Annotated in this window: 29 protein-coding genes and 1 tRNA gene; 13 read left to right on the top strand and 17 right to left on the bottom strand. The window is 74.0% G+C overall.

What is annotated here, in order from left to right; all coding sequences use genetic code 11:
- Positions 1-2 precede the first annotated feature (2 nt).
- On the bottom strand, positions 3-899 hold the full coding sequence (locus LN652_RS19495) for a LysR family transcriptional regulator (RefSeq protein WP_230442241.1): 897 nt from the start codon (positions 897-899) through the stop codon (positions 3-5).
- A gap of 83 nt (positions 900-982) precedes the next feature.
- Here LN652_RS19495 and LN652_RS19490 point away from each other — a divergent pair, with 83 nt between their 5' ends.
- The 4 genes from LN652_RS19490 to LN652_RS19475 all read left to right on the top strand — a co-directional run bounded on the left by LN652_RS19490 (position 983) and on the right by LN652_RS19475 (position 4,197).
- Complete coding sequence (locus LN652_RS19490; RefSeq protein ID WP_230442240.1) at positions 983-1,870, top strand: EamA family transporter; 888 nt, start codon at positions 983-985, stop codon at positions 1,868-1,870.
- Between the two features lie 98 nt (positions 1,871-1,968).
- Positions 1,969-2,577 (top strand): sulfite oxidase-like oxidoreductase, encoded by a 609-nt coding sequence (locus LN652_RS19485; protein WP_230442239.1) that lies wholly within the window; start codon positions 1,969-1,971, stop codon positions 2,575-2,577.
- Between the two features lies 1 nt (position 2,578).
- Positions 2,579-3,280, top strand: coding sequence for an FAD-binding oxidoreductase (locus LN652_RS19480; RefSeq protein WP_230442238.1), 702 nt, complete (start codon positions 2,579-2,581; stop codon positions 3,278-3,280).
- Positions 3,281-3,288: 8 nt separating this feature from the next.
- Positions 3,289-4,197, top strand: coding sequence for a PfkB family carbohydrate kinase (locus LN652_RS19475; protein ID WP_230442237.1), 909 nt, complete (start codon positions 3,289-3,291; stop codon positions 4,195-4,197).
- 50 nt (positions 4,198-4,247) lie between these two features.
- Here the strand turns inward: LN652_RS19475 and LN652_RS19470 are convergent, their stop codons facing one another.
- Positions 4,248-7,628, bottom strand: coding sequence for an AfsR/SARP family transcriptional regulator (locus LN652_RS19470; RefSeq protein WP_230442236.1), 3,381 nt, complete (start codon positions 7,626-7,628; stop codon positions 4,248-4,250).
- 131 nt (positions 7,629-7,759) lie between these two features.
- Between LN652_RS19470 and LN652_RS19465 the strand changes: the two genes are divergently transcribed.
- A complete protein-coding gene (locus LN652_RS19465; protein ID WP_230442235.1) occupies positions 7,760-8,440 on the top strand; it encodes a hemerythrin domain-containing protein in 681 nt (226 codons plus the stop codon).
- 68 nt (positions 8,441-8,508) lie between these two features.
- Here the strand turns inward: LN652_RS19465 and LN652_RS19460 are convergent.
- From LN652_RS19460 to LN652_RS19435, 6 genes are all read right to left on the bottom strand, one after another.
- Positions 8,509-8,582 (bottom strand) — tRNA-Met (locus LN652_RS19460).
- 66 nt (positions 8,583-8,648) lie between these two features.
- Entirely contained in the window at positions 8,649-11,597 is a 2,949-nt protein-coding gene (locus LN652_RS19455; RefSeq protein WP_230442234.1) for a UPF0182 family membrane protein, read from the bottom strand.
- A gap of 11 nt (positions 11,598-11,608) precedes the next feature.
- Positions 11,609-12,178, bottom strand: a complete 570-nt coding sequence (locus tag LN652_RS19450; protein WP_230442233.1) for a PPA1309 family protein — start codon at positions 12,176-12,178, stop codon at positions 11,609-11,611.
- Positions 12,178-13,227 (bottom strand): YlbL family protein, encoded by a 1,050-nt coding sequence (locus LN652_RS19445; RefSeq protein ID WP_230442232.1) that lies wholly within the window; start codon positions 13,225-13,227, stop codon positions 12,178-12,180. The genes LN652_RS19450 and LN652_RS19445 overlap by 1 nt, the downstream gene beginning before the upstream one ends.
- Before the next feature lie 27 nt (positions 13,228-13,254).
- The gene (locus tag LN652_RS19440; RefSeq protein WP_230442231.1) at positions 13,255-13,515 is read right to left on the bottom strand and encodes a hypothetical protein; all 261 of its coding nucleotides are present in this window, start codon (positions 13,513-13,515) and stop codon (positions 13,255-13,257) included.
- Between the two features lie 42 nt (positions 13,516-13,557).
- Positions 13,558-13,983 carry a molybdenum cofactor biosynthesis protein MoaE gene (locus LN652_RS19435; RefSeq protein ID WP_230442230.1) on the bottom strand — a complete coding sequence of 142 codons (426 nt, stop codon included), beginning with the start codon at positions 13,981-13,983 and terminating at the stop codon, positions 13,558-13,560.
- Between the two features lie 62 nt (positions 13,984-14,045).
- Here LN652_RS19435 and LN652_RS19430 point away from each other — a divergent pair, with 62 nt between their 5' ends.
- Together LN652_RS19430 and LN652_RS19425 are read left to right on the top strand one after the other, a co-directional pair.
- The gene (locus tag LN652_RS19430) at positions 14,046-15,371 is read left to right on the top strand and encodes a zinc-dependent metalloprotease (RefSeq protein ID WP_230442229.1); all 1,326 of its coding nucleotides are present in this window, start codon (positions 14,046-14,048) and stop codon (positions 15,369-15,371) included.
- Between the two features lie 17 nt (positions 15,372-15,388).
- Positions 15,389-15,937, top strand: coding sequence for an NUDIX hydrolase (locus LN652_RS19425; protein WP_230442228.1), 549 nt, complete (start codon positions 15,389-15,391; stop codon positions 15,935-15,937).
- Here the strand turns inward: LN652_RS19425 and LN652_RS19420 are convergent.
- The 3 genes from LN652_RS19420 to LN652_RS19410 are packed head-to-tail and all read right to left on the bottom strand — an operon-like array spanning position 15,922 to position 18,347.
- The gene (locus LN652_RS19420) at positions 15,922-16,461 is read right to left on the bottom strand and encodes a M48 metallopeptidase family protein (RefSeq protein WP_230442227.1); all 540 of its coding nucleotides are present in this window, start codon (positions 16,459-16,461) and stop codon (positions 15,922-15,924) included. The genes LN652_RS19425 and LN652_RS19420 overlap by 16 nt on opposite strands.
- Before the next feature lie 49 nt (positions 16,462-16,510).
- Complete coding sequence (locus LN652_RS19415) at positions 16,511-17,536, bottom strand: PHP domain-containing protein (protein ID WP_230442226.1); 1,026 nt, start codon at positions 17,534-17,536, stop codon at positions 16,511-16,513.
- Positions 17,537-17,540: 4 nt separating this feature from the next.
- Positions 17,541-18,347 carry an enoyl-CoA hydratase/isomerase family protein gene (locus LN652_RS19410; protein ID WP_230442225.1) on the bottom strand — a complete coding sequence of 269 codons (807 nt, stop codon included), beginning with the start codon at positions 18,345-18,347 and terminating at the stop codon, positions 17,541-17,543.
- A gap of 191 nt (positions 18,348-18,538) precedes the next feature.
- On the opposite strand from LN652_RS19410, the gene LN652_RS19405 reads away from it, so the two are divergent.
- Together LN652_RS19405 and LN652_RS19400 are read left to right on the top strand one after the other, a co-directional pair.
- Positions 18,539-18,697, top strand: coding sequence for a DUF5679 domain-containing protein (locus tag LN652_RS19405; RefSeq protein ID WP_090969683.1), 159 nt, complete (start codon positions 18,539-18,541; stop codon positions 18,695-18,697).
- Positions 18,698-18,823: 126 nt separating this feature from the next.
- On the top strand, positions 18,824-19,327 hold the full coding sequence (locus LN652_RS19400; RefSeq protein ID WP_230442224.1) for a hypothetical protein: 504 nt from the start codon (positions 18,824-18,826) through the stop codon (positions 19,325-19,327).
- Positions 19,328-19,346: 19 nt separating this feature from the next.
- Here the strand turns inward: LN652_RS19400 and LN652_RS19395 are convergent, their stop codons facing one another.
- The 5 genes from LN652_RS19395 to LN652_RS19375 form a co-directional block, all read right to left on the bottom strand.
- A complete protein-coding gene (locus LN652_RS19395) occupies positions 19,347-19,514 on the bottom strand; it encodes a hypothetical protein (protein ID WP_230442223.1) in 168 nt (55 codons plus the stop codon).
- A 130-nt stretch (positions 19,515-19,644) separates the two neighbouring features.
- Positions 19,645-19,839 carry a hypothetical protein gene (locus tag LN652_RS19390; protein ID WP_230442222.1) on the bottom strand — a complete coding sequence of 65 codons (195 nt, stop codon included), beginning with the start codon at positions 19,837-19,839 and terminating at the stop codon, positions 19,645-19,647.
- 53 nt (positions 19,840-19,892) lie between these two features.
- Positions 19,893-20,243: a WhiB family transcriptional regulator gene (locus tag LN652_RS19385; RefSeq protein WP_230442221.1), complete on the bottom strand. Its 351-nt coding sequence runs from the start codon at positions 20,241-20,243 to the stop codon at positions 19,893-19,895.
- Positions 20,244-20,373: 130 nt separating this feature from the next.
- A complete protein-coding gene (locus LN652_RS19380; protein ID WP_230442220.1) occupies positions 20,374-20,556 on the bottom strand; it encodes a hypothetical protein in 183 nt (60 codons plus the stop codon).
- 159 nt (positions 20,557-20,715) lie between these two features.
- Positions 20,716-22,758: an ATP-dependent DNA helicase UvrD2 gene (locus tag LN652_RS19375; RefSeq protein ID WP_230442219.1), complete on the bottom strand. Its 2,043-nt coding sequence runs from the start codon at positions 22,756-22,758 to the stop codon at positions 20,716-20,718.
- Positions 22,759-22,876: 118 nt separating this feature from the next.
- On the opposite strand from LN652_RS19375, the gene LN652_RS19370 reads away from it, so the two are divergent.
- Positions 22,877-23,122 (top strand): mycoredoxin, encoded by a 246-nt coding sequence (locus tag LN652_RS19370; protein ID WP_230442218.1) that lies wholly within the window; start codon positions 22,877-22,879, stop codon positions 23,120-23,122.
- 32 nt (positions 23,123-23,154) lie between these two features.
- Positions 23,155-23,622 carry a hypothetical protein gene (locus tag LN652_RS19365; RefSeq protein WP_230442217.1) on the top strand — a complete coding sequence of 156 codons (468 nt, stop codon included), beginning with the start codon at positions 23,155-23,157 and terminating at the stop codon, positions 23,620-23,622.
- 3 nt (positions 23,623-23,625) lie between these two features.
- Here the strand turns inward: LN652_RS19365 and nudC are convergent, their stop codons facing one another.
- Complete coding sequence (gene nudC / locus LN652_RS19360; RefSeq protein ID WP_230442216.1) at positions 23,626-24,549, bottom strand: NAD(+) diphosphatase; 924 nt, start codon at positions 24,547-24,549, stop codon at positions 23,626-23,628.
- Between the two features lie 62 nt (positions 24,550-24,611).
- On the opposite strand from nudC, the gene aztD reads away from it, so the two are divergent.
- On the top strand, positions 24,612-25,859 hold the full coding sequence (gene aztD / locus LN652_RS19355; RefSeq protein WP_230442215.1) for a zinc metallochaperone AztD: 1,248 nt from the start codon (positions 24,612-24,614) through the stop codon (positions 25,857-25,859).
- An 18-nt stretch (positions 25,860-25,877) separates the two neighbouring features.
- Entirely contained in the window at positions 25,878-26,588 is a 711-nt protein-coding gene (deoD, locus tag LN652_RS19350; RefSeq protein ID WP_230442214.1) for a purine-nucleoside phosphorylase, read from the top strand.
- Positions 26,589-26,729 lie beyond the last annotated feature (141 nt).

Here is a 26,729-nt window from a genome sequence, read left to right as displayed (position 1 = left end):
GCCTACGTCGACTCCCCTGACCCACCCGTCCCCCGCTCGCGCGGGACGAGCCGGTCGGTGACCGCCCGCAGCGGCGGCCACCCGGCGCGCCCACGTCGGGTCACGGCGTACGCCCGCAGCGCGACGGCCGGGTCGCGCAGCCGCAGCACGCTCACGCCCCGTCGTGTGGTCCGGCCGCGCGGCAGCAGCCCCACCCCGCGGCCGGCCAGCACCAGCTCGTCGACCAGCTCGAGGGAGTCGATGCGGTGCACGACCCTCGGCGCGAAGCCGGCGCGCGAGGCGAGGGTGCGCAGGGCCTGCTCGTCGGCGGTGTGGCGCGAGTTGACGATCCAGTCGCGGTCGGCGAGGTCGGCGAGCCCGAGGCGGCGGTCGCGGGTCGGGACGCCGACTCCCCACTCGACCTGCCAGAGCGGCGCGACCACGTGGTCGTCGCGCCACTGGGCGGGCGCGAGGTCGTAGTCGTAGACCAGCGCCAGGTCGACCTCGTCGCGGGCGAGCAGGTCGAAGGCCTCGAGCGGCTCGTACTCGTGGATCCGCACCTCGATGCCCGGGTGGGCGCCTCGGAGCTCGTCGACGACGGGCAGCAGGGAGCGACGGATGGCGGACGCGAAGCCCGCGACCCGGAGCACCCCCGCGGGCTCGGAGGTGGGGTCCAGGTCGAGGCGGGCGGCCTCCACGGCCGCGAGGATCGTCACGGCGTGGTCGGCGAGGCGCCGCCCGGCCGGCGTGAGCCGCACGCGGCGGCCGTCCGGCTCCACGAGGGGGGTGCCGACCTCCCGCGCCAGCGCGGCGATCGCCTGCGAGACGCCCGACGTGGTGGTCCCGGTGACGTCCGCGACCGCGCGCATCGAGCCCGCGCGCGACAGCTCCAGCAAGACCTCGAGGCGACGCACGTCCATGCCGGTCATTGTGCAGTGGCGCTTCACGATGTGTCCACGATCCTCACGTGGACGTGAACGGTGTGGTCGCCTTCACTGGGAGCATGCCCCGCCTCTCCCCCGCCCGCACCGGTGCGTCGATGGCCGTCACCTCGATGCTCTGCGTCCAGCTCGGCCTCGCCGCGTCCGTCGGCCTGATCGACGACCTCGGCTCGTCGGGCGCGGCGTGGCTGCGCCTGGCCTGGGCCGCGGTGCTCCTGGTCGCGATCGTGCGCCCGCGCCCGTCGCTCTACACCCGCGAGGCGGTCGTGGCCGGCGTCGCGCTGGGCCTGGCCACTGGTGGGGTCACGCTCCTGTTCATGGCCGCGGTCGCGCGCCTGCCGCTCGGGACCGCGAGCGCGCTGGAGTTCCTCGGGCCGCTGGGCGTCGCGGTCGTGCGCAGCCGCGGAACGGGGCGGCTGTGGGCCCTGCTCGCCGCAGCCGGCGTGCTGCTGCTCACGCAGCCCTGGAGCGGCCACGCCGACCCGGTCGGGGTCGGCTTCGCCCTGGGGGCGGCGTGCTGCTGGGCGGCCTACATCCTGCTCACCCAGCGCGTCGGCGACGCGGTCGCCGGGCTCGGCGGGCTGACGATCTCGATGCCGGTCGCGGCGCTCCTCGCCACCGCGGTCGCCGGACCGTCGGTCGCCGGCCGGCTCACCCCGGAGCTGCTGCTGCTCGGCCTCGGGCTCGCGATCCTGCTGCCCGTCGTGCCCTTCGCCCTCGAGCTGGTCGCGCTGCGCCGCCTCACCACAGCCGCGTTCGGCACCCTCATGGCGCTCGAGCCGGCCTTCGCCCTCGTCATCGGCCTGCTCGCGCTGGCGCAGGTGCCGAACCCGCTGTCGGTCCTCGGCGTCGGGCTGGTCGTGGCCGCCGGGATCGGAGCCGAGCGCAGCGGGGCGCGGGGCGGCGAGCCGGTCGACGAGGCGGTCGAGCCCGTCCGCTCGACCGTCTGAGCCGGGCGGCGCACGTCCGAGAGCAGCTGCAGCACCCCGCCTGGCCTAGGCTGGCCCGCGTCGCAGTGCCTGCGCGACCACCGCCCGAGGAGGACCCGATGCCCGTCACCCGAGGATTCCAGCGGCGACGCCCCGAGCCCGACCGCAGTCGGCTCCCACCCGGGCAGTACGACACCGGCTCGTCCTGGCCGGTGCTGACCGCCGAGGCGACGCCGCACCAGCCGGCCGAGGCGTGGCAGCTGAGCGTCGACGGCCTCGTGGAGGCACCACACACGTGGAGCTGGTCGGAGCTGCACGCGTTCGAGGGCTCGTCCTACTTCGGCGACATCCACTGCGTGACGACGTGGTCGAAGTTCGACATGACCTTCACCGGGATCAGCGTCGACGACCTGCTCGCCGTCGCGCGGCCGACCTCGGAGGCGGCGTACGTGATGGCCCACTCCGTGACCGGCTACACCACCAACCTGCCGCTCGCCGACGTCACCGGCGGGCGGGCGTGGATCGTGTGGAGCGTGGACGGCAAGCCGCTGCCGCGCCAGCACGGCGGTCCGGTCCGGCTGCTGGTGCCCCACCTCTACTTCTGGAAGTCCGCCAAGTGGGTCTCGCGGCTCGAGCTGATGGCCGAGGACCGCCCGGGCTTCTGGGAGCAGAACGGCTACCACGACCGCGGCGACCCGTGGCTCGAGCAGCGCTACCAGGGCGACTGAAGTGCCGCCCGCGCCCCTCGCGGCCTGGACCGACGGCCGCATCATCGAGCTCGACCACCCCACCGCGACGACCGTCCGGCTGCGCATGCACGTCGAGGACCGCCCCCGGCACCTGCCGGGCCAGCACTACCTGATCCGGCTGCGCGCCCCCGACGACTACACCGCCCAGCGGTCGTACTCCCTCGCCTCCGACAGCGACGACCCGCTGCTGGAGTTCCTCGTCGAGCGCCAGCCCGACGGCGAGGTCTCGGAGTTCCTCGCCGACGTCGCCGAGGTCGGCGACGTGCTCGAGCTGCGCGGCCCCATCGGCCGCTGGTTCGTGTGGGACACCACGACGCCCGTCCTGTGCCTCGTCGGCGGCACCGGCGTCGTGCCGGCCGTGGCGATGGCGCGCACCGCGCGTCGCCTCGGTCGCGCGGACCTGGTCCGCGTCGCCGCGGTCGGCCGCGGCCCCGACGAGCTGCCCTACGCGCGCGAGCTCGAGAAGCACGGCGCCACGTTCGCCTGGACGCGCTCCGAGAGCGACGGACGACCGGCCGGGGCGTTCACCCGCGACGAGCTCGCACCGCTGCTCGACGGCGTCGAGCTGGCCTTCGCCTGCGGCTCGGCCCGCTTCGCGTCCTACGCCGAGGAGCTGCTGCTCGACGCGAGCGTCGACGCCGGGTCGATCCGGGTGGAGCGCTTCGGGCCCACCGGCGGCTGACCCCGCCCATGACGAGACCGTCCGACCCGTCCGACCCGCCCCCGCCGGTCGACGTGGTCGTCGTCGGCGGCATCAACCAGGACGTGTTCGTCCACGTCGACCGGCGACCCGGTCCCGGCGAGACTGTGGTGGGCCGAGGCCCTCGGACGGGCAACGGCGGCAAGGGCGCCAACATGGCGGTCGCCGCCGCTCGGGCCGGCGCCGCCACCGCGATGTGCGGGGCAGTCGGCGACGACGGTGCCGGGCGCGAGCAGCTGACGGCCCTGACGGGGGCAGGGGTGGACGTCGCGCACGTGGTGACCCGGGCGGGCCTCGGCACCGGGGTCGCCCTCATCTCGATCACCCCGGACGGCGAGAACGCGATCGTCGTGGGCCCCGGCGCCAACGCGAGCCTCGCGCACGACGACGTCGTCGCCGCCTCCGCGGGGGCGCGGGTGGTGCTCGCCCAGACCGAGGTGGGCGCGGAGCCGGTCGTGTGGGCCGCCGAGGCGGCCGCGGCATCGGGCGCCCGGCTCGTGCTCAGCACGGCGCCGGTCGTCCCCCTCCCCGCTGCCGTGCTGGAGGCGGCGGACCCGCTCGTGGTCAACGCGTCGGAGGCCATCGAGGTCCTCCACGGCCCCGGCGCCGCGGCCGAGCCCGGCTCGGCGGTCCCGTCGGCCGCGGACCTCGTCCGGCACACCGGCGCCCGGTCCGTCGTGGTGACCCTCGGCGGCGCGGGGGCCGACGTCGCCGACCGGCACGGCTCGACCCGGGTCCCGGCCCCCGAGGTCCAGGTCGTCGACACGACCGGGGCGGGCGACGTGTTCGCCGGCGCGCTGGCGGCCCGCCTGGCAGGGCCTGACTCCACCCTCATGGGCGCCGCCGCAGCAGCGTTGGCTGCCGCGTCCGAGTCCGTCACCCGGCTCGGCGCCCGCTGACGAGATGCGACCGCTCCGCCGCCGTCCAGGGCCTCCCGGACGGGCAGTGCTCACCGGGGCAGGACCAGGCCGATGCGGCTCGCCCGGGCTGCTGCCTCCGCGGCGAGCTGCGCAGACGCGGTCGCGTCACCGGGGCGACCGCGCTGTGCCCTGGTCCGAGCCAGCTCGTGGGTGCTCAGCACCTCGAACGCCGCCATGCCCTCCCGCGCGGCCCGGTCGCGCGCTGCCTCGAGATCGACCACCGCCGCGTCGAGGTCCCCCTGCGAGCGGGCGAGCAGCCCGAGGTAGTGGTCGGTGAAGCCGGCGAGCCCGACCCCCGTGCCGACCCACACCGGCAGCCCGCGGAAGGGCAGCAGCTGGTCGCGCAGCTCGGCCACCGCCACGGGGTCGCCGAGCCGTGACCAGACCTCGGCGCGGTGGGCGGTGGTGTAGAGCCACAGGAAGTCGTCGTCCACGGGTCGCTGGTCGGCCCAGGCCCCGACGAGGGCTGGCACCTCGTCAGCCCGGCCGGCGCGCTGGAGCACCACGGCGCGCAGCTCGACCCTCGGCCCGGGCGGCATGTGAGCGACCAGCCGCTCGGCACGTGCCCACCGCTCCGGTCCGCCGTGGACGAGGTCGATGGTGAGCTGGAAGAGGGACGCCAGCACGTCCCCCGACACGATCGTCGTACGCCGGTGCAGCGCGACGACCTCGGCGAGCATCTCCTCGGCGTCGCCGGCGCGCCCCTCCGCCAGCGGGCGCAGCACCTCGGCGTACCGCACGATGACGTCGACGATGGGCTGGCCCTGGGCGGTTGCCAGCTCGCGGGCGTCGGCGTAGTCGCTCCACCCGTCCGCGAAGTGGCCGAGGGCGGCCCGGTCCGACCCGCGCATCAGCAGGGCGCGCGCCTCGAGCTCGCGGTCGCCACGGGCCCGTGCCTGGCCGAGCAACCGCTCGGCGACGTCGAGCCGGTCCCGCGCCCGGTCGACGTGCATGAGGCTGGCGTGGGCGACCTCGAGCACCTCGGACACCTCGGACGCCTCGGGCAGCTCGGGTCGGTCGAGCGCGTCGGTCGGCACCAGGACGAGCGCAGCCGCGGTGAGCTCGCGGGACCGCGGCGCGTCCACCCAGTAGAGCTCGAGAGCGAGCGTGGCGATGACGCGGGCGCGGAGCACGGGACGTTCCTCGGGAAGCTCGTGGCGGAGCCGCTCGAGGAGGGCGACCGCACGGCTGTCGACGGAGCCGTAGGGACGCCAGTTCCACACGGTGGTGGTCACCGAGACCGCGAGCTCGGCGCTCGCGACGGCGTCACCCTCGTCGAGGACCTCCCCGGCACGGACCACCGCTCGCTCCCACGCCTCGGCGACCTGTCCGGCCCGGATCAGCGCGCTGACGTGGGCGACCACGAGCCCGTGCCGTTCGGCGGCGGTGGCGGTCCGGTCGCGGTCGACGGCGACAGCAGCGAGCCCGAGCCAGCGGGCGGCCTCCTCGGGCGCACCTCCCCGGCGCGCCTGCGCCGCCGCCCGTGCCGCCCACTCCCAGCTGGGGCGGGCGTGACCGGCTCCCGCCCGCGCGTGGTGCTCGGCGATCTCCGCCGCGCGGGTGCTCGCCGCACCCGGGCGCAGCGCAGCCAGGGCGTGGGCGACTGCTGCGTGGCGCCGTGCCCGTCGCGGTCCCGGGATACCGGCGTACACCGCCTCCTGCACCAGGGCGTGCGCGAAGCGGTACGAGCCCGAGGGCTCCTCGATCACCAGCCCTGACGACAGCGCGGCCTCGAGGCCCTCCTCCACCGCCAGCGGGTCGTCCAGGTCGCCGGCGCTCTCGACGACGTCGGCGTCGAACGAGCGGCCCACGACGGCAGCCGTCTCCAACAGCGACCGGGTGTGGTCGGGCAGCTGGGCGAGCCGACGCCGCACGACGTCACGCACACCGTCCGGCACCTCGAGCTCGTCCACCGCGGCCGCCTCACGGAGCCGGTCCTCGCGAGCCAGCAGGTCGACGAGCTGGCCGATGTAGAAGGGATTGCCCTCGGTGCGGTCCCGCAACGCGCGGGCCACGTCGTCGGGGACGTCGGCGTCCGACCGTCCTCGGAGATAGGTGCCGACCTCCTCGGTGGTGAGGCCCACCAGGGGCAGCCGGAGGGGGTCGACCCGAGCCAGGTCACCGAGGGCGTCGCCCACGGCCGGCCCCCAGTCTGCCTCGGCGTCGCGCAGCGTGGCCAGCACGACGACGGGCAGGTCGGGGAGCGCGGGAGCGATGCGTCGCAGCAGGCGCAGGGAGTCGGCGTCGGCCCAGTGCAGGTCGTCGAGCACGATCAGCATCGGTCCGGCGTCCCGCAGCACCGACAGCGCCCGCTCCGCGAGGGCGAACGTCTCCCGGCCCTCCTCGACCACGTCCGGCAGGACCTGCGTCCACGGCCACAGGGCGGGCGCCGTGCCACCCTCGTCGCAGCGGCCCCAGTGCGCCCCCAGCCCGAGCGCCTCCGCCGTCGAGGCGACGGCCTGCGCCATCCGGGTCTTGCCGATGCCCGCCTCTCCGGTGAGGAGGACGAGGCGACCACGGCCCTCGACCGCCTCCACGATCGCGCCGGTCACGATGGCGAGCGCGTCGATCCGACCGACGAGACCGCGAGGTGCCGGTGTCGCGGTCGGACGCCCGGCCGTGGCGACCGTCGCCCGAGCACGGGTCGGCACGGCCACCGAGGGGTCCTGGCGCAGCAGCGCCGACTCGAGGTCGCGCAGCTGCGGGCTCGGGTCGACACCCAGCTCGTCGAGCAGCACCGCACGGGCCCTGGCCAGCGCCTGCAGCGCCTCGCCCTGGCGCTGGCACCGATAGAGCGCCAGTGCGAGCAGGCCCCACGCCCGCTCACGCAGCGGGTGGGTCGACACCATCATCTCCAGCGGCGCGACGGCGACCGCGTGGCCTCCCCTGTCGATCTCCGCCTGCCAGCGGTCCTCGGTCGCCAGCAGCCGCACCGCGTCGAGCCGGCGCGCCTCGGCGACGACGGACGGCGCCGGGGGGCAGTCGGCGTACGCCTCCCCCCGCCACAGGCCGAGTGCCGCCTCGAGCTCGACCGCAGCGCCATCGGGATCCGTGCCGAGAAGGGCATGGCCGGCCGCCGCCCGACGCTCGAAGACGGCCGCGTCGACCTCCCCCGGCTGGGCCAGGAGCGCGTAGCCGGGGGGTCGTGTGACGAGGAGCCTGGCCGGCGAGCGCGCCGCCCGGTCCGCCTCGAGGGTGCGGCGCAGGTTGGCCACGTAGCTCTGCAGCGAGGCCATCACCTTCGGCGGAGGCTGCTCGCCCCAGACCTCGTCCAGCAACCGGTCCACCGAGACGGTCCTGCCACCGGCGGCGAGCAGGACGGCGAGCACGGCCCGCGGCTTGGCGCCGCCGAGGTCGAGCCGCGCGGACCCGGCGCTGACCTCCAGCGGCCCGAGCACCCTCCACTCCATGGCGCACACCCTAGAGGCCGATCGCGCCGCACGGGTGGTGGTCCGGTGGCCCTCCAAGACGGTTCCAAGAGCCGACCAAGCACGGCGTCCCACAGTGGTGACGTCGACAGAACCGACCCGAAGGAGCACTGATGAGCACCACCGACGCCGCCCTGCACGGCCCCGGCCTCACGGACGTGCGCGGCATGATCATGGCCCACGACGCCTTTCGCTGGAGCCTGCTGCCCGCACCGAACCTCGTACGGGAGGTCCCGCCCGGCGACGTCGGCCGCGCGAGGGTCGTGGCCGGACACGTCGAGACGATCCTGCTGGTCCTGGAGGGCCACCACACCAGCGAGGACGAGCTGCTGTGGCCCAGGCTGCTGGAGCGGGTGCCGGAGCAGCTGGCCCCCGTGGTGCACCTGATGGAGAACCAGCACGCGCACATCCACGACCACCTCGAGCAGACGGCTGCGCTGCTCCCCCGCTGGCGCGCTGGCGCGACGGCCGTCGAGCGCGACCGGTTGGCTGCAGCGGTGGAGGCGCTCGTCGACGCACTGGTCGAGCACATGGCTGCCGAGGAGCGGCACCTGCTGCCGCTGGCTGCGCGCTCGGTCAGCGAGACGGAGTGGGCGGAGCTCGGCGAGCGCGGGCTGCGCAAGATCCCGTTCCGCTTCCTGCCCACGGCGTTCGGGATCATGCGCCACGTCGGCGACCCCGCGGTCGTCGCGGCCGACCTGGCCAAGGCTCCCCTGCCGGTCCGCCTCTGGTTGCGGCTCACGGCCGACCGCGCGTTCCGGCGGTACGCCGCGACGGTGGGCATCACCGCCTGAGCGCGGCGGGTCGGCCGCACACGAACGAAGGGCCCTCACAGTCAGACTGTGAGGGCCCTTCTCCTTTGTAGCGGGGGCAGGATTTGAACCTGCGACCTCTGGGTTATGAGCCCAGCGAGCTACCGAGCTGCTCCACCCCGCGTCGGTGAACAGAACATTACCCTGCCCGTCCGCGGCGCCCAAATCGGGGGTGGGTGGAGCCCGTCGGTCAGCCGCCCAGCTGGCTCGCGGCCTGCTCGACGAGGGTGCGTCCCTCCTCCATCAGGCGCGCCCAGCGGACCGTGTCGCCGGCCTGCTGCGCCGCGTCGGCCTGGGCGAACTTCTGCTCGGCCTGCCGCAGCAGCTCGGCCACGGTCGCCTGGCCGCCGCCGGTCTCGCCCGGCGTCGGGGTCGGCTCCTCGGTCGGGGTCGGCTCCTCGGTCGGCGTGGGCTCCTCGGTCGGGGTCTCCCCCGACCCGTCGGTCGAGCCGTCCGAGGTGAGGGCGTCCTCGATCGCGCCGACCAGCGTGGTGCCGATGCCGACCCGGTTCTCGTAGGAGACCAGCACGAAGCGCAGGATCGGGAAGTTCGACTCGCCCGCGCGGCGCGTGTAGACCGGCTGGACGTACATGAAGGAGTCGCCGATCGGCACCGTCAGCAGGTTGCCGGGCACCCGGTCCGCGTCACCGGTCGTGTAGGGCAGCAGCGCGGCGCTGACGTCCTCGTTGGTGGAGAACGTGTTCGCGATCTGCAGCGGGCCGCCCGTGGGCTCGTTCGGCAGCTGCAGCACCGACACCTTGCCGTAGTCGTCGCTCGTCGCGTCGCTGTTGACCGCCATGTAGGCCGCGAGGTTGTTCTCCTTGTCCCGCGGCACGTAGACCGACGTCAGCGACCAGGTCTCCCCCGCACCGGTGTCGGTGAAAAGGCGGTACGGCGGCTGCAGGCGGTTGGCGCTCTGCGGGTCGCTCGGCACCTCCCACCGGCTCGACCCCTCGAACCATGCCGACGCCGAGGTCTCGTGGTAGCGCTGGAACTGGAAGCGCTGGGCCTTGAACAGGTCCTCGGGGTAGCGCAGGTGCTCGAGCAGGGAGTCGGGGATGTCGTCCTTCGGCTGCACCACCCCGGGGAAGACGTCCTCCCAGGCCTGCAGGATCGGGTCGTCCTCGTCCCACTCGTAGAGCCGGACGGTGCCGTCGTAGGCGTCGACCGTCGCCTTGACCGAGTTGCGCAGGTAGTTGATCTCGTCGGTCGGCAGCGTCTGGAAGCCGGTGTTCTGCTGCAGCGCGTCGTCGGTCATCTCCTCGAGCGACTCGCGCTGGGAGAGCGGGTACTTGTCGGTGACCGTGTAGCCGTCGAGGATCCACTGGATCTTGCCGTCCACCACGACCGGGTAGGGGTCGGAGTCGACGGTGAGCCACGGCGCGACCTTCTCCACCATGGTGCGCGGGTTGCGGTCGTAGAGGATCTTCGAGTTCGCGTGCACCCGGCTGGAGAGCAGCAGGTTGGGCTCGCTGAACTTCACCGCGTAGAGCAGCTGGTCGAAGAGGTTGCCGATCGGCACGCCCGCGTCGCCGTCGTAGGTCGTCGCGACGTCCTCGTCGGTGCGCTCGCCGCGCGGCAGGTCGAACTCGACCGCCTTGCCGTTGGGGTCGAGCCCGACGATGCTGTAGTCCGGGCTCTGCTCGCCGAAGTAGACGCGCGTCTCGTAGCCCTCGTCGCCCGACAGCCGGGTCAGGGTGTCCTCGTCCGGCTCGGCGCCCTCGGCCCACTGGATGCTGGTGTCCTGGCGCGAGTCGTCCTCGGGCCGCTGGTTGGCGAACGCCGCGATGACGCCGTTGCCGTGGGTGTAGGCGGTGTGCAGGTTGGACCAGTTCTGGTCGCTCTCGGCCAGGCCGCTCTGGTCCAGCTCGCGCACGCCGAGGACCACGGCGCGGTCCGTGCCGTCGATCTCGTAACGGTCGACGTCGAGCACGTCGGGCACCGAGTAGTAGGCCCGCACCTGCTGCTGCTGCTCGAAGATCTCGCTGACGATCTGCGGGTCGACGAGCGGGATGCCGGCCGTCAGGCCGTCGAGCGCCTCGAGCCGGCCGTCGTCGGCGGCCACCGGCGTGCCGGCCACGTTGCGCACGTCGATCTGGTCGAGCTGGTAGGCCGCGCGCGTGGCGTCGATGTTGGCCTTGATGTAGGGGCCCTCACGGTCCGGGACGTTGGGGTTGACCCGGATCGACTGCACGATCGACGGGACGACGAGGCCGAGGATGATCGCCGAGAGGGCGAACAGCGCGACTCCCACGGACGGCAGCAGCCAGGTGCGGCGCAGCACGTTGGCGAGGAACAGCACGGCGCACACGACCGCGATCCCGGCGAGGATCTCCTTCGCGGGCAGCACCGCCTTGTCGTCGGTGTAGCCCATGCCGGTGAAGATCGAGCCCGAGTTGGTGACCAGGTCGTAGCGGTCGAGCCAGTAGTCGACGGCCTTGGCGAGCACGAAGACCGCCAGCAGCACCGACACCTGGATCTGCGCGGCGCTGGTGAGCCGCTCCCCCACACGCCCCGAGAGCCGGATCCCGCCGAAGAGGTAGTTGACGACGACCGTCGCCAGCAGCCCGACGACGGCCAGCGCCATCACGAAGTCGACGACGTAGTGCCAGAAGGGCAGGTCGAAGACGTAGAAGCCGACGTCCTTGTTGAAGTACGGGTCCTCCGTGCCGAACGACTTGCTGTGCCGCCACAGCGAGAAGCTGCGCCACTGCCCGGTGGCGGAGGCGCCGGCGAAGAGCCCCATCACGATCGCGACGGCGGCGATCACCTTGCCCATGCGCGGCGCGAGGAGCTCGCGGTAGCGGTCCATCCCGTCGTCGGGCATCCCGGGCATGCCGGGCCACAGGACCGGGCGGAACCGGTAGGCCACCGCCATCGCCGCGGCCACGGTCGCGGCCATCAGCCCGGCGAAGACCAGGAACAGCCCCACCCGGGTGAGCAGCAGCGTCGTGAAGACCTCGCTGTAGCCGGTCGAGCGGAACCACAGCCGCTCGGTCCAGAACGACGCGAAGCCGCTCAGCAGCATGAAGCCGACCACCAGCACGATCGCGGTGATCACCAGCGCGCCGGGACGGCGCGACGAGGACGGAGGCCGCGGCGGCGTGGCGGGTCGGGGAGTGTCGAAGGGAGCGCTCATACCGGCACCTGTCAGGGATTGTCGAGGGGAGAGTCGTGCAACGTCGCGTGGAGCAGGTCCAGCAGGCCGGGCACCAGCTCGGTGCCGTCGACCACGGACTGGTCGTCGTCGTGGGCCCGCAGCCGCAGGGCGCAGTAGGAGGCGCCCGCGCGGGTCACCCCGGCCACCATCCGGACCTCCTGGCGGTCCGGGTGCTCGCGGGCGAAGAGCTCCGCGGCCGTCGGGTCGTCGGGGATGTCGTCGTCGGCCTCGGGCGGCAGCACCAGGCGCTCGATGACCGCCGCGCAGCCGCTCACGCTGTCCGGCCAGGCGATCGACTGGAGCGCCTCCTCCAGCGCCTGGCCCGGCGGCAGCCCGTCCTGCTCGATCGGGGTGAACGAGCCGTCGTCGCCCGGGCCGTCGATCGCCATCGCCGCGGCGAGGGCGGGCTCCTGGGCGACCAGCTCGGCGGTGTCGACGAGGGCGTAGAGCCGCGCGGGCTGGTCCCAGCCGTCACCGGCCACGTGCGCCTCGATCTCGAGCACCGCGGCGGCGAGCGCCGGGTCCTCGGGCAGTGCGATCGGCTGGTCGGGGTCGGTCATCAGGAGGCGTCCTCGCAGGTCGGCAGGTCGGTGTCGGGGTCGGCGGTCCAGGCGGCCAGGGTCTCGACGGCGGCGTGCAGCGTGGTGGCCCTCGCCAGGCGCATGTCGCCGGTGTCGACGCCCCCGATGCCGTCGCAGTTGTCGGCGGGGACGAGGAACAGGCGGGCTCCGGCGTCGCGGGCGGCGGCGATCTTCTGCTGGATCCCGCCGATCGGCCCGACCTTGCCGTCGGGGGTGATGGTGCCGGTGCCGGCGACGTCGGCGCCGCCGGTCAGCGATCCGGGCGTCAGTGTGTCGACGATCGCCAGCGACATCATCAGCCCGGCGCTGGGACCTCCGATGTTGTCGGCGATCCGGACGCTCACCTGGAAGGGGAAGTCGTAGCCCGTGCCGGGCGTGATGCCGACCCGCGGCGTCCCGTCGACCTGCTCGGGGGTGACCTCGACGCTCACGTCCTCGCCGTCGCGGCGCACGCGGAACTCGATCGGCTCGCCGGCCGGCGCCGCGGTGACGGCGTCGACGACGTCCTGGGCCCGGGTCACCTCGGTCCCGCCGACCTCCAGCAGCCGGTCACGCACCTCCAGCTTGCCCTCCGCGGGCAGGCCGGGGGTCACGTCGAGCACCTCGACGATCGGCGTGACGTCCTCGCCGATCTCGGTCAGCGCGGCGGCGACGGCGGTGTCCTGCGACGACACCATCTCCACCGCGGACTCGCGGTCGCTGGACTCGTCGGTGTCCTCGGGCGCGTAGACCGAGGAGCGCGGCCAGACCGCCGCGTCGGGGTCGAGGTAGGCGCGCAGCAGCTCGGGGAGGCTGACGTCGTCCTCGGGCTGGGAGACGTAGACGGTGGTCATCCGGAGCTCGCCGTCGTCGTGGTAGGCCCGGTGGCCGGTGACCTGCACCGTCTCCTGGCCGTCGTTCTCACCGAGGATGTCGACGGTCGGCCCGGGGTAGTAGGTGACGTAGGGCAGCGGGAGGAACGCCGCGGCCGCCCAGAGCACGGCCAGCAGGGTCAGCGCGACCAACCCCGCCCTGGTCCGCTGACTCATGGGCGCAACTCTCTCAAATGGGTGCAACTACGACGCGCGACGGGTGTCGCCGCCGGGGCGGCCGTGCGCGTGGCTGGGTCGCACCGCGATGCCGGTGTTGCGGTCGCGGGAGGACGCGGGCGTGGGCCGGGTCCCTGCGGGCAGGTCCTTGGCGAGGGCCTTGCCGAGGCGCTCGACCGCGACCTCGCGGTCGACCTCGCCGTGGCCGTCGCGGCCCACCCACGACACCCACAGCATGGCGACGACCGTCGTCAGGCCGGCCGGCACGAGCCACAGCAGGATCTCCACGCCCCGAGCGTAGGCGGGCGCGGGGGCGTGCGGCGGCAGGCGCTACGGCGTGCCGACCCACTCCTCGCTCGCGTCGTCGAAGACCTGGTGCTTCCAGATCGGCACCTCGGCCTTGAGCGTGTCGATCAGGTCGCGCGACGCGGCGAAGGCGTCGCCGCGGTGGGAGGCCGTCGTGGCGACGACGACCGCGAGGTCGCCGACCTGCAGCGGGCCGACCCGGTGGACGGCGGCGACACCGCGTACGTCGTGGGCGGCCGCGACCCGCCGGCAGACGTCCTCGAGGCGGGCCAGCGCGGTCGGGTGGGCGGAGTAGCCGAGCGCGGCCACGCCCTTGCCGCCGTCGTGGTCGCGCACCCGGCCGACGAACAGGGTGAGGCCTCCCGCGGCGTCGTCGTCGAGGGAGTCCACCACCTCGGTCACGTCGAGGGGCGTGTCGCGGATGTCGACGAGTCGCAGGGGGTCGGTCACGCGGTCGAGTCTAGGGCCCGCGGCCCCTCGCGGTCTGGGTGGCGGTGAGTACCGTGGGACCCATGAGTGACACCCCTGGAGGCGCCTCCGGCGACGACAGCAACCCGTTCAAGGGCACGCCCTTCGAGCAGATCTTCTCCCAGCTCGGCGGCTTCGCCGGCGGCCCCGGCGCGCCCGGCGGCATGCCGGACCTGAACTCGCTGATGGCCCAGGTGCAGGGCCTCTTCGCCCCGCACGACGGCCCGGTCAACTGGGACACCGTCACCGACCTGGCCCGCCGCGCGGCCGCGCAGGAGCCCGACCCGACGGTGACCGCCGCGCAGTCCGGCGCCGTCGCCGACGCCGTGCGCCTCGCCGACCACTGGCTCGACACCACCACCGGGTTCCCGTCGGGCGTCACGACCACCGCCGCGTGGTCCCGCGCGGAGTGGATCGTCGAGACCATCGACGTCTGGAAGGTGCTGGTCGAGCCGATCGCCGGGTCCGCCACCGCCGCGCTCGGCCAGGCGATGCCCGAGGAGATGCGCCAGCTGGTCGGTCCGCTCGTCGCGATGCTCGGCAAGGCCAGCGGCGCGATGGTCGCGTCCCAGGTCGGCAGCGGCCTCGGCGCGCTCGCCGGTGACGTGCTCAGCGCCTCCGACATCGGGCTGCCGCTCGGCCCGATCGGCAAGGCCGCGCTGCTCCCCACCAACGTCGCCGCGTTCGCCGCGGAGATCCCCGACGTCACCGGCGACGACGTCCTGCTCTACCTCGCGCTGCGCGAGGCCGCCCACCAGCGCCTCTTCGCGGGCGTGCCGTGGCTGCGCGACCACCTGATCAGCGCGGTCGCCGAGTACGGCGCCGGGATGGACTTCGACACCTCCGGGATGGAGGAGAAGCTGCGCGGCATCGACATGAGCAACCCCGCGGCGATGCAGGACGCAATGTCGGGCGGCCTGTTCGACCCCGAGCCGTCCGCCGCCCAGAAGGCCGCGCTGGAGAAGCTCGAGGTCACCCTCGCGCTCGTCGAGGGCTGGGTCGACGAGGTCGTCGGCCAGGCGACCGCCGACCGGATGCCCGCCGCGGCCAAGCTGCAGGAGACCGTGCGACGCCGGCGCGCCGCGGGCGGTCCCGCCGAGCAGACGTTCGCCACCCTCGTCGGCCTCGAGCTGCGGCCGCGGCGGCTGCGCGACGCCTCCACGCTGTGGGGCTCGCTGCGCACCCGCCAGGGCACCGAGGCCCGCGACGGCGTGTGGATGTCGCCGCACCTGCTGCCGACCGCCGCCGACCTCGACGACCCGCTGGGCTTCCGCGAGGACTCCGTGGCCCCCGAGGAGCTCTCCGCCGAGGAGTTCGAGGCCGGGCTCCGCGGGCTGCTCGACGGCGACGACGACCGGCCCACCGAGTGACGCTCCACGCGAGCGCGGTGGCGACGCTGCGCGACTGGCGTGCGCCCTCCCCCGGGCAGGAGGCGCTGCGCGAGCGCTACCTCGCGCACCTCGCCGCGCACCCCGACGGCCTGGCCAAGCCCTGCTTCCCCGACCACCTGACCGCCGGGGCGATCGTCGTGTCGCCGCGCGGCGACGCGGTCCTGCTCAACCACCACCGCAAGGCCGGCGCGTGGCTGGCCTTCGGCGGGCACCTCGAGGCCGACGACGCCTCGCTCGTCGACGGCGCCCGCCGCGAGCTGGTGGAGGAGTCCGGGCTCGACCGGTTCGACCTCGACCCGGAGCCGTTGTCCCTCGACGAGCACGAGGTCGGGTTCTGCTCCGACCGGGGCACCGTCCACCACCTCGACGTGCGCTTCCTCGCCGTCGCCGAGCCCGACGGGAGCCACGCCACCAGCGAGGAGTCCCTCGACGTGCGGTGGTGGCCGGTCGACGACCTGCCGCAGACCTTCGACGACATGTACGTCCTCATCGACGCCGCCGTCACCCGGGTGCGCGAGCGGCTGGCGGGTCAGGTCGGGTCGTAGCCCTCGGGCAGCTCGAGGCGGGCCGCGGTGGACCAGCCGGCGAGGTAGCCCTTGGCCCGCTCGGCCTTCGGGTACCGGTCGACCCAGGCCCAGAACTCCTCGGTGTGGCCCGGCACCAGCAGGTGGGCGAGCTCGTGCACGAGCACGTAGTCGACGACCCAGGCCGGCATCTGCTGGAGCCGCTCGGAGAGCCGGATCGTGCGGTCGCCGGGCGTGCAGGACCCCCAGCGGGACTGCTGGTTCGTCACCCACCGCACGCTCGACGGCGTCGCCATGCCGCCGAGCCAGGCGTCGTTGAGCGCGTGCGCCCGGGTCAGCAGCTGCTCGTCGGAGGGCTTGCGGCGCTGCTCCTTGCGCTCGATCCGGGCGACCATGTCGGCCACCCAGGTCGCCTCGTCCCGCTTGCTCATCGTCGCGGGGATCAGCACGACGATCCGCTCGCCCTCCCGGTAGGCCGAGACCGTGCGGCGGCGCTTGCGCGAGCGACGCACCTCCACCTGCGGAGCCGGGGTCGGGGTGGGCATGGGTCGAACCTAACCCTCGCCACCCCCGCCCGTCCCGCGCACGCGCGGGTCACAGGCGCGCGGCGGCCCACTCCAGCAGCCGCGGACGCTCCCACGTGGTGACGATCCGGTCGGGGTCGATGCCGGCCTCCGTGGCCCGCGCGGCACCGTGGTCGAGCATGTCGAGCTGGCCCGGCGCGTGGGCGTCGGAGTCGATCGAGAACAGGCAGCCGAGGTCGCGGGCGAGCTCGATGAGCCGGGTGGGCGGGTCACGGCGCTCGGGCCGGGAGTTGATCTCCACCGCGACGCCCTCCTCCGCGCACGCGGTGAAGACCGCCCGGGCGTCGAACTGGCTCTGGCCCCGCGTGCCGCGGTTGCCCGTGACCAGCCGCCCGGTGCAGTGGCCCAGGACGTTGGTGTGCGGGTTGCGCACCGCCGCCACCATCCGGCGCGTCATCGCGTCGTGGTCCATCTTCAGCTTGGAGTGGACCGATGCGACCCGCACCTCGAGGCGTCCCAGCATCTCGTCGGTCTGGTCGAGGGAGCCGTCGTCGAGGATGTCGACCTCGATCCCCTTCAGCAGCGTGAACGCGCCGTCGAGGTGGGCGTTGACCGCGTCGACCACGTCGAGCTGGCGGGCGAGGCGGGCGGCGCTGAGCCCGTGGGCGATGGTGAGCCGCGGGCTGTGGTCGGTCAGCACGAGGTAGTCGTGCCCGAGCTCCATCGCCGTCATCGCCATCTCCTCCAGCGGCGAGCCTCCGTCGGACCAGTCCGAGTGGGAGTGCAGGTCGCCGCGCAGCCGCGCGCGGAGCTCCTCGCCGCCCGTCGCGAGCGGGCCGGCCGTCTCCTCCAGCGCGACCAGACGCTCCGGCACGATGCCGCGGCAGGCGTCGGTGATGACCGCGGCCGTGCTCTTGCCGATGCCGGGGAGCTCGGTGAGGGTGCCGGCCTCGGCACGGGCGCGCACGTCCTCCTCCGGCAGCGGGAGGATGGTGCGCGCCGCCCTGCGGAACGCCTCGATGCGGCGCGTCTCCTCGCGCTGGCGCTCCATCAGGAACGCGATCCGGCGAAGCGTGGCCACCGGCCCGAGGGTCATCGGGTCACTCCCCCCGGAACCGCGGCGACCGCTTCTCGCGCGCCGCGGCGATCCCCTCCTGGAGGTCGGCGGTCGCGAGCGTCATCGGCTGCGCGAGCGCCTCCCACTGCAGCGCCGCCTCGAAGTCGGCGTGCCCGCCCCCGGCGAGCGCGACCTTGGTGAGGCGGGCCGCGATCGGCGCCGTCGCCGCGACCCCGGCGGCGGTCTCCAGCACCTCGTCGAGGAAGGCGGCCGGGTCCACGACCCGCGAGACCAGGCCCAGGCGCAGCGCCTCGTCGGCGTCGACGACCCGGCCGGTGAGCAGCAGGTCGCGCGCGTGGGCCGGACCGACGACGTTCGGGAGCAGGTACGTGCCGGCCATCCCCGCGTGCATGCCGAGCTTGTTGAACGGGACGCCGAGCCGCGCGCCCGCGGCGGCGTAACGGATGTCGCAGGCGAGCGCGAGGCACAGCCCCGCCCCGATCGCCGGCCCGTTGACCGCCGCGATCGTCGGCACCTCCAGGCGTCGCACGGACAGCCAGGCCCGGTAGAACGGCAGCATCCGCGAGCGCAGGTGGTCGACCGAGGCGTCGGGCTCGCTGGCGATCCACGAGGTGTTGCCGCCGGAGCAGAACGCGCTCCCCTCCCCCGTCACCACGACCACCCGCACCGTGGGGTCCGCGGCCAGGTGGTCGATCGCGGTGACCCACGAGGCGGTCATCTCGTCGCTCATCGCGTTGCGCATGCCGGGGTTGTCGAGGGTCAGCAGCGCGACCCCCTCCGAGGGACGGTCGAGGCGCAGGTGCGTGAGGTCTGGGGTCTGGTCGGCCATGGCCCGAGGGTACTGAGCGCGTCGGACACCCCCGCAGCGGGATTCACGCTCACGCGCGTGGTTGCGTGAGCGTGGGCCACGCGTGGCGTAGGGTCCGCCTTGGAGCGTGGGCGGCCGCCTGCGCACCCCGGCGGGCTTCCCCACCCAACCCCCGTCGCGACGACCAATGAGTAACGAGCAAGGAGGCCGTCATGGCGGAGACCTGGAGCGGTGAGTTCTACTGCGTCAAGTGCAAGGAGAAGCGCGAGGCGGAGGGCGAGATCAAGGTCAACGACAAGGGCACCAAGATGGCCAAGGGCGTCTGCCCGGTCTGCGGTACCAACCTGAACCGCATCCTCGGCAAGGCGTGACTCCGCGCCCCACGAGCTGACACGACGGCGCCGCCCCACCGGGGTGGCGCCGTCGCTGCGTCCCGGCCCCTGATCGGCCTGTGGAGCACCGCCCACGGCCACGCGCGGGATGGGACCGTGGCGACCATGAGTGCCACCCCGCTCCGCGCGCAGCTCGACTGCCCACCGCCGTGGCGCCACCGCGTGGCCGTCGCGCTGGACGTCGCCGGTGTCACCGTGGCCGCCGACGCACCCGTCGGGATCGCGGTCGCCCCGGGCCGGCTGGTGTCGCGCACCGTCGACGACTGGTGCGTGGCCTCGCTGCCGCACCTGCTGGTCGGGGTGTGGCCGTGGGCGGTCGACGTCGGGCCGTGGGTCGCGCCGGGCGTGGGGCCGTGCGCGCGGTGCGTGGGCGCCGCCGTGCTCGACGACGGCAGCCGTCCGCACCCGGAGGCGACCCCGGGCGCGCTGCCCGGCGCCTGGCTGGCGGTCGCGGCCGGGGTCGTCGCCCGCGACCTCGACGCGTGGCGGCGCGACGAGCCGCCCCACACATGGGCCGCGTCGTGGCGCTTCGACCACCGCCCGGTGCCGGAGGAGCGCCGCTGGCAGCGCCACCCCTACTGCGGCTGCGCCTGGTTCGACACGGCCTGAGCCCGCGGCCGCGGCGCGGTCACCACCACTCGCTGTCGAGCTTGCTCTCCATCGCACGCAGGTGGGTGCGCGAGCAGGTGTCGCAGAAGGTGCGCCGCCGACCGTTCTCGACCGCCGTCGTCCACGTCAGCGTCTGCTCGTCCGACGCCTGGGTCCCGCAGAAGTCACAGGTGATCAGCTCGCCCATGGCCCGAGGGTAGCCCGGCCGCACCGCCCCCGGACACGGCACGAGCCGGCACGACGTCACCGTGACGTCGTACCGGCTCGTGTCCTGCTCACCCGCGATCAGGGTGGCACCCGGGGGGCCGTGGCCCCTCTCAGATCGCGCGGGCGAGCGCGAGACGCGCCTGCTGCGCGGCCTGCTCGGCCTTGCGGCTCATGCGGCGGGCCAGGGCCAGACGGTGGCCGCGCCGGAGCTCGAGCGCCTCTCCCAGGCGCGCGGACATTTGCGCGCGTGCGAGTTCTTCGTGCATGAGATTCATGTCGTTCGTTCCGTTCAGGTAGGTCTTCATGGTGGGTGTCTTTCCTGTGTTTCCTCGGAGGGGCGGGAGCGGTGCTGTCCGGGCTAGGCGACCTGGATGGTCTGCTCGGACTTGCGGGGCCTGCCTCGCGGACGCTTGCGCGGGATCACCACGCCCTGGAGGAAGAGCTCGCCTCCCCAGACGCCCCACGGCTCGCGCCGCTCACGGGCTCCGTCGAGGCACAGCGCCTGCACGGGGCAGCCGATGCAGAGTGCCTTGGCCGCCTCGACGTCCGCGGGGGACTCGGCAAACCACAGCTCGGCGTCGTTGACGCGGCAGGGCAGCAGCTCGTCATCCACTCCGGCAGCTGCGTCGTGCAGGGCACCGAGGGGAGCCTGGGGCTCCGACCCGGTCGCGTCGGCAGCTCGGTTGCGGTCGAGAACGCTGATGGTCATGTGTTTCACCTCCTCATCGGTGACCTGATCGCGGGTTGTTCACTGGACGAACGGTGCGGGACAAACAGAAAGGCCGCGGATCCCGGGTGTCGGGTTCCGCGGCCTGGAGGCTGCCGATGAGGTGCGTGACCTATGTCGACGGACTCCAGACCGAAGTGCCCGGGAAATCGCCCTTGATGCGAACGATGGCGGCGTCGCCCTGGACGGCCACCACGCCGGCGCCGAAGGCGCGGGTGTGCGCGCAGGGGCGGCCGAGGGTGGACATGCCGAAGGACGGCGTCCAAGCCGTCATCGTCTTCGTGTAGTTCTCCATCAGGGCCACCTCCTTCGGGGCATCGGGCGCGGATCGTCGTCAGCGATCCCAGTGCGCGTGGGTTGTTGTCGAGAACGCTAGACCCTCGACGACGTCAGGGGCAAACGATTTTGTGGGTATTACCGAAATTCTTTCCCGGGATCCCTCCGGGAGCCCGGATCAGGCCTCTCGGCCCGCCACCAGGGCGAGGACGTCGTCGCCGTACTTGGCGATCTTGCCGGGGCCGACGCCGCTGATCGCGCGCAGCCCCGACTCGTCGGTCGGGACGTGCTCGGCGATCAGCTGGAGGGTGGCGTCGGTGAACACCACGAACGCCGGCACGCTGTCGGCGGACGCCCGGGCCAGGCGCCACTCGCGCAGCCGCTCGAAGAGGGCCTCGTCGTAGGAGGCGGGACAGTCGGCGCAGCGCCCGGTCTTCTTCTCGCTGGCGCTGGACAGCGCCTTGCCGCACTCGCGGCAGTGGAGCGCGGCGCGGTTGCGGCGGCTGCGCTCGCGGCGCTGGCCGGACGCGCTCGGCACCCCCTCGACGAGGCCGGACAGGAACGGCGAGGCGCCGCGGTTGGCGCGGCCCCCGGGCTCGCGGGCCACGGCCCACGACACGGCGAGCTCGTCGCGCGCGCGGGTCATCGCGACGTAGAGCAGGCGTCGCTCCTCCTCGACCTCGGCAGGGGTCTGGGCCTGCGAGATCGGCATCATCTTCTCGTGCATGCCGGCCACGAAGACGGCGTCCCACTCGAGTCCCTTGGCGGAGTGGATCGTGGCCAGCGTGACGGCGTCGGCGACGGGCGCGTGCTGCTCGCTGGCGCGCCGGTCGAGGTCGTCGACCAGGTCGCCGACGCTCGCGCCCGGACGCTCGCGCCCGAAGTCGGCGGCGAGGTCGACGAGCGCCTGGAGCGACTCCCAGCGGTTGCGGACCTCTCCCCTGCCCTCGGGCGGCTCGGTGGAGTGGCCCATCTGCGACAGCACCGCCAGCACGGCGTCGGCCACCGGTCCCGACGCCTCGCCGCTGCGGGCGGCGCCGCGGACCAGGGTGATCGCCTGGCGGACCTCGGGCCGGTCGAAGAACCGGGCGGCCCCGCGGACGACGTACGGCACCCCGCGGGCGGCCAGCGCCTCCTCGAAGCGCTCGGACTGGGCGTTGATGCGCAGCAGCACCGCCATCCTGCTCGCGGGGGTGCCGTCGGCGCGCAGCGCCGCGATCCGGTCGGCCACCGCGTCGGCCTCGGCGACCTCGTCGCTGGCCTCGCGGTAGGTGATCCGTGCGCCCGAGGGGCGTTGGGCGACGAGGTCGACACCCTTGCTCGGGGTGCCGGCGAGCAGCGCGTTGGCGGCGTGGACGACCTCGGGGGTGGAGCGGTAGTTGCGGACCAGCTCGACGCTGGTGGCCGAGGGGTGGGCCTTGGTGAACTCGCGGAGGTAGCGCGCGTCGGCGCCGGCGAAGGAGTAGATCGTCTGGGCCGGGTCGCCGACGACGCAGAGCTCGTCGCGCCCGCCGAGCCAGAGGTCGAGCAGCGCGTGCTGGAGCGGGGAGACGTCCTGGAACTCGTCGACGACGAACCACTTGTACTGCCGGCGCACCTGCGCGGCCACCGCCTCGTTGTCGGCGAGCAGGCCGGCGGCGAAGAGGAGGACGTCCTCCATGTCCATCCGCCCCTGGCCGCGCTTGACCTCCTCGTAGGCGTCGAACGCGCGGGCCACCGTCTCCGGGTCGAGGCCGGACACGGCCCGCCCGCGCGAGCGCGCGACGGCGGGGTAGGAGTCGGGGCCGACGTTGGACACCTTCGCCCACTCGACCTCGCTCGCGAGGTCGCGCAGGGTGGCCTGGTCGACGCCGAGGCGCTGGCGCCGGGCGGCGAGGGCGAGCATCGACAGCTTGGACTCGGTGAGCTCGGGGAGGTCGCGCTGGTGGACCCGCGGCCAGAAGAAGCGGAGCTGGCGCAGCGCCGCGGAGTGGAAGGTGCGCGCCTGCACGCCCGGGGCGCCGAGCGAGCGCAGCCGCTCGCGCATCTCCCCCGCCGCGCGGGTGGTGAACGACAGGGCGAGCACCTCGGTCGGCGCGTAGACCCCGGTCGCGACGCCGTGGGCGATGCGGTGCGTGACGGCGCGGGTCTTGCCGGTGCCGGCGCCGGCGAGCACGCGGACCGGGCCACGCAACGCCTCGGCGACCTGTCGCTGCTCGGGGTCGAGCGCGTCGAGCACCATCGGCTCCTGGGGGACGTCGGGGAACGGGGGGACGGAAGGGGTGGCTGGTGGCGCCACCCTAGACGCCGGCTCCGACACCGGCGGGAATGCCCGGCAGCGAGCGGTCGTTGAGCCGGGCATGTCCCAGTTCACGATGTTCACCACGCCCTGGTGCGGCTACTGCCACCGCCTCAAGAGCCAGCTCGACCGCGAGGGGATCGCGTTCGACATCGTCGACATCGAGCAGCAGCCCGACGCCGCGCTCACCGTCGAGCAGGCCAACGGCGGCAACCAGACGGTCCCGACGCTGCTCTTCAGCGACGGCAGCACGCTCACCAACCCGTCGGTGGCGCAGGTCAAGGACAAGCTGGCCGCCCTGGCGTGAGCCGGGGCGCCGGCCGGGGATAACCTGACGTCGTGTCACTGCTGAACTCGATCGACCGCGACCACGTCCTCACCGCGATGGAGACCTGGGACGCGGCGGGCGGTGCGAACTACATGCTCGTGCGCGGCGGCGTCTCGACCCACGTGCTCCTCCACCGCGGCCGCGAGTACGACGCCGCGGCGATCGCCGGCATCGCGCACGGCCTGGCCACCGGCCGCACCCTGACCCCCGCCGACGTCCCCGGCGGGGGCGCCGGCGCGAGCAAGGCGCTGACCCGGCTCGGCTTCCAGATCCGCGACGACTCGCCGCCCAGCGAGCGCGTCCCGGGCACGCGGGCGCGCACCCCGCGCTCGTCGACGTCGTCCACCAGGTCGTCCTCGACCCCGCGCACGCCGACGACGCGTCCCAAGCGGGTCGCCGAGGTCGACCGTCCGGTGAACCTGTGCCCGCGGTGCTTCATCGCCCTGCCGGCGACGGGCATCTGCGACACCTGCGACTGAGGATCAGCCCCAGCCGGGGCCGGTGAGCGGTCGCCCGAACCAGCTCTCGATCAGCGACGACGAGATCGAGACGCTGCGCGGCACGACGATCTCGCCCGACGTCGCGGCCGCCTCGAACTCGGTCCGCGTCCACCAGCGCGCCTCCTCGATCTCGGCGCCGTCGACGTCGATGTCGGTGCTCACCGCACGTCCGGTGAAGCCCAGCATCAGGCTGGCCGGCAGCGGCCACGGCTGGCTGCCGAAGTAGCGCACCTCGCCGACCCGGACCCCGACCTCCTCGTCGACCTCACGGCGTACGGCGTCCTCGAGGGTCTCCCCCGGCTCGCAGAAGCCGGCCAGGGTCGACCACCGCCCGGCCGGCCACGAGGCGTTGCGGCCCAGGAGGATCGCCTCGTCGTCGCCCTCGCCGTGGGTGATCGCCATGATCACCGCGGGGTCGGTGCGGGGGAACTGCGCGCGGCCGCACGCGGTGCAGCGCAGCTCGTGACCCGCCGCCCTGCTCACCAGCGTGCCACCGCAGCGCGGGCAGAACTTCGTCGCGTGGTGCCACTCGGCCAGCCCGATGGCATGCATCAGCAGCGGCGCCTGCGGCAGGTCGTCGTCGTCCAGCAGGCCCAGCACCGAGCGCAGCGGGACCCACTCCTCCGGCGGGCCGGGCGCCTGCTCCGGCGCGACGACCACCGCGAGGTGGACCACGCCGTCGGTCTCGCCGAGGAGGACCGGGAGTCCCTCGGGCGCCTCGTCGGGCGACAGCCAGGTGACGGCTCCGTCCACGGGGCGCAGCCGGTTGCCGGCGACGACCAGCACCCGCGTCGACGGATCCGCGGTGCGTGCCGCGAGCCAGTCGTCGTCGGTGCGTCGCAGCCCGAGCCGGTTGTGCGCGTGGGCGGACAGGGCGACGTGCGGGAGGGTGCGCTCGGTGGACACCCGCTCAGGTTAGCCACCGATCTTTTTGACAATCGTTCTCAACTACAATGAGAATGATTCTCATGAAGATCCGACGTGTCCCTGTCCTGCTCGCCACCCTCGTGGCCCTCGCCTCCTCCGCCTGCGCCGCCTCCGACCCTCGCCGCCCGGAGGCCGGGTCCGGCACTCCCGCCGAACCCACCGACACCCCGTCCGCGGCGGCAGGGACCGAGGTCGCCTCGGCCGCTCCCCGGCTGGCCGTGACCCACGACGGCGGCGTGTCGGTCGTCGACGCCCGCACCGGCGAGGTGCTCGCCGAGGAGGCGCTCGAGGGCTACCTCCGGGTCAGCCCGGCCGGGGACGGACGCCACGCGCTGGTGAGCACCACGGGCGGCTGGGAGGTGCTCGACCTCGGGTCGTGGACCGACGAGCACGGCGACCACGGCCACCACTGGACCAGCACCCCCGGGCTGACGGGCGCCCGGTTCGAGGCCGCCGAGCCGGGTCACGTCGTGGCCCACGACGGGCTCACCACCCTGTTCGACGACGGCACGGGGACGATCACGTCGTTCGACACCACCGCACTGGGGTCTGACGGCCCCGAGGTCACCACGACGAGCACCGAGGAGGCGCACCACGGGGTCGCCGTCCGCCTCGCGAACGGCAACCTGCTGACCACCGACGGCGACGAGGAGTCACGTTCGGGGGTCCGGCTGCTCGGCCCGTCCGGGGTCGTGATGGCGCAGACCGACGCGTGCCCGGGCGTGCACGGCGAGGCGTTCGCCCAGGACGTCGCCGTCCTCGGGTGCGAGGACGGCGCGGTCGTCGTCGACGGCCGCGAGATCACCAAGGTCACCAGCCCGGACCCGTACGGCCGGATCGGCAACCAGGCGGGCTCGGAGGTCTCCCCGATCCTGCTCGGCGACTACAAGACCGACCCCGACGCCGAGCTCGAGCGACCCACCCGGGTCTCGCTCATCGACACCCGCACCGGCACCCTGCGGCTGGTCGACCTCGGCACGAGCTACAGCTTCCGCTCCCTTGGCCGCGGCCCCGACGGCGAGGCGCTCGTCCTCGGCACCGACGGTGCCCTCCACGTCCTCGACGAGCGCACCGGCGCGGTGGAGCGCCGCATCGACGTCGTCGGCCGCTGGAAGGAGCCGCTCGACTGGCAGCAGCCGCGCCCCACGCTGCACGTCGTGGGCACCACGGCGTACGTCACCGAGCCGCGCCGGGACCGGCTGCACGTCGTCGACCTCGACCGCGGGCGCGTGACGTCGACCCTGGACCTGCCGCACACGCCCGACGAGGTCGTCGCCAACGCGGGCTGAGTCCCTAGGCTGGGCGCCGTGAGCACGCACATCGGCGCCCAGCCCGGCGACATCGCCCCCACCGTCCTCCTGCCCGGCGACCCGCTGCGGGCGCGCTGGATCGCCGAGACGTTCCTCGACGACGCCCGCTGCTACAGCGAGGTCCGCGGGATGTACGGCTACACCGGCACCTGGCGCGGGCAGCGCGTGTCGGTGCAGGGCTCGGGCATGGGCCAGCCGTCGATGGCGATCTACGTCAACGAGCTCTTCACCGACTACGACGTCCAGTCGGTCGTCCGGGTCGGGTCGTGCGGCGCCCTGACCGAGGACGTCGGCGTGCGCGACGTGATCATCGCGTCGGGTGCCTGCACCGACTCCTCGATGAACCGGATCGCCTTCCACGGCCTCGACTACGCGCCGGTCGCCGACTTCGGCCTGCTGCGCGGCGCGGTCGAGGCGGCCGAGGCCCGCGAGGGCGGGTCGCCGTTCCACGTCGGGCTGATCTTCTCCAGCGACTCGTTCTACGCCGCCCGCCCCGAGCTGCTCGGCGAGATGGTGAAGTACGGCGTGCTGGCCGTCGAGATGGAGGCCAGCGCGCTCTACACCCTGGCCGCCAAGCACCGCCGGCGCGCGCTGGCGATCTGCACCGTCTCCGACCACATCGTCACCGGCGAGGAGACCACCTCGCAGGAGCGCGAGCAGACCTTCGGCGAGATGGTCGAGATCGCGCTCACTGCCGCCCTGGCCTGAGCCCCGTCCCGCCGGTCCGCGCGTCGGCGTACGCCGCTCCCGCGAGCGGTGCGTGAGGGGGATTTCCGGGCGCAGGAATCCTCGCCACGCACCGCCCGAGGTGGTGCGGCGGTGCGTGAGCCACAGTCCTGCGGCTCGGAC

It is taken from the genome of Nocardioides okcheonensis (assembly GCF_020991065.1).
GTDB lineage: Bacteria > Actinomycetota > Actinomycetes > Propionibacteriales > Nocardioidaceae > Nocardioides > Nocardioides okcheonensis.
Note: the sequence above shows the minus strand (reverse complement) of the source record. Positions and strands in the feature narration are given on the sequence as shown.

Coding starts and splice junctions, on each gene's coding strand:
- LN652_RS19415 (WP_230442226.1), bottom strand. CDS start 17,536: ATGACCCTCGGGCCGGTGGCCACGCTTCGCCGGATCGCGTTCCTGATG.
- LN652_RS19385 (WP_230442221.1), bottom strand. CDS start 20,243: ATGACCATCAGCGTTCTCGACCGCAACCGAGCTGCCGACGCGACCGGG.
- LN652_RS19400 (WP_230442224.1), top strand. CDS start 18,824: ATGAGTGCCACCCCGCTCCGCGCGCAGCTCGACTGCCCACCGCCGTGG.
- LN652_RS19430 (WP_230442229.1), top strand. CDS start 14,046: ATGAGTGACACCCCTGGAGGCGCCTCCGGCGACGACAGCAACCCGTTC.
- LN652_RS19380 (WP_230442220.1), bottom strand. CDS start 20,556: ATGGAGAACTACACGAAGACGATGACGGCTTGGACGCCGTCCTTCGGC.
- LN652_RS19445 (WP_230442232.1), bottom strand. CDS start 13,227: ATGAGTCAGCGGACCAGGGCGGGGTTGGTCGCGCTGACCCTGCTGGCC.
- LN652_RS19490 (WP_230442240.1), top strand. CDS start 983: ATGCCCCGCCTCTCCCCCGCCCGCACCGGTGCGTCGATGGCCGTCACC.
- LN652_RS19475 (WP_230442237.1), top strand. CDS start 3,289: ATGACGAGACCGTCCGACCCGTCCGACCCGCCCCCGCCGGTCGACGTG.
- LN652_RS19455 (WP_230442234.1), bottom strand. CDS start 11,597: ATGAGCGCTCCCTTCGACACTCCCCGACCCGCCACGCCGCCGCGGCCT.
- LN652_RS19375 (WP_230442219.1), bottom strand. CDS start 22,758: ATGGTGCTCGACGCGCTCGACCCCGAGCAGCGACAGGTCGCCGAGGCG.
- LN652_RS19405 (WP_090969683.1), top strand. CDS start 18,539: ATGGCGGAGACCTGGAGCGGTGAGTTCTACTGCGTCAAGTGCAAGGAG.
- LN652_RS19495 (WP_230442241.1), bottom strand. CDS start 899: ATGGACGTGCGTCGCCTCGAGGTCTTGCTGGAGCTGTCGCGCGCGGGC.
- LN652_RS19470 (WP_230442236.1), bottom strand. CDS start 7,628: ATGGAGTGGAGGGTGCTCGGGCCGCTGGAGGTCAGCGCCGGGTCCGCG.
- aztD (WP_230442215.1), top strand. CDS start 24,612: ATGAAGATCCGACGTGTCCCTGTCCTGCTCGCCACCCTCGTGGCCCTC.
- LN652_RS19370 (WP_230442218.1), top strand. CDS start 22,877: ATGTCCCAGTTCACGATGTTCACCACGCCCTGGTGCGGCTACTGCCAC.
- LN652_RS19395 (WP_230442223.1), bottom strand. CDS start 19,514: ATGGGCGAGCTGATCACCTGTGACTTCTGCGGGACCCAGGCGTCGGAC.
- LN652_RS19465 (WP_230442235.1), top strand. CDS start 7,760: ATGAGCACCACCGACGCCGCCCTGCACGGCCCCGGCCTCACGGACGTG.
- LN652_RS19450 (WP_230442233.1), bottom strand. CDS start 12,178: ATGACCGACCCCGACCAGCCGATCGCACTGCCCGAGGACCCGGCGCTC.
- LN652_RS19390 (WP_230442222.1), bottom strand. CDS start 19,839: ATGAAGACCTACCTGAACGGAACGAACGACATGAATCTCATGCACGAA.
- LN652_RS19420 (WP_230442227.1), bottom strand. CDS start 16,461: ATGCCCACCCCGACCCCGGCTCCGCAGGTGGAGGTGCGTCGCTCGCGC.
- LN652_RS19410 (WP_230442225.1), bottom strand. CDS start 18,347: ATGGCCGACCAGACCCCAGACCTCACGCACCTGCGCCTCGACCGTCCC.
- LN652_RS19485 (WP_230442239.1), top strand. CDS start 1,969: ATGCCCGTCACCCGAGGATTCCAGCGGCGACGCCCCGAGCCCGACCGC.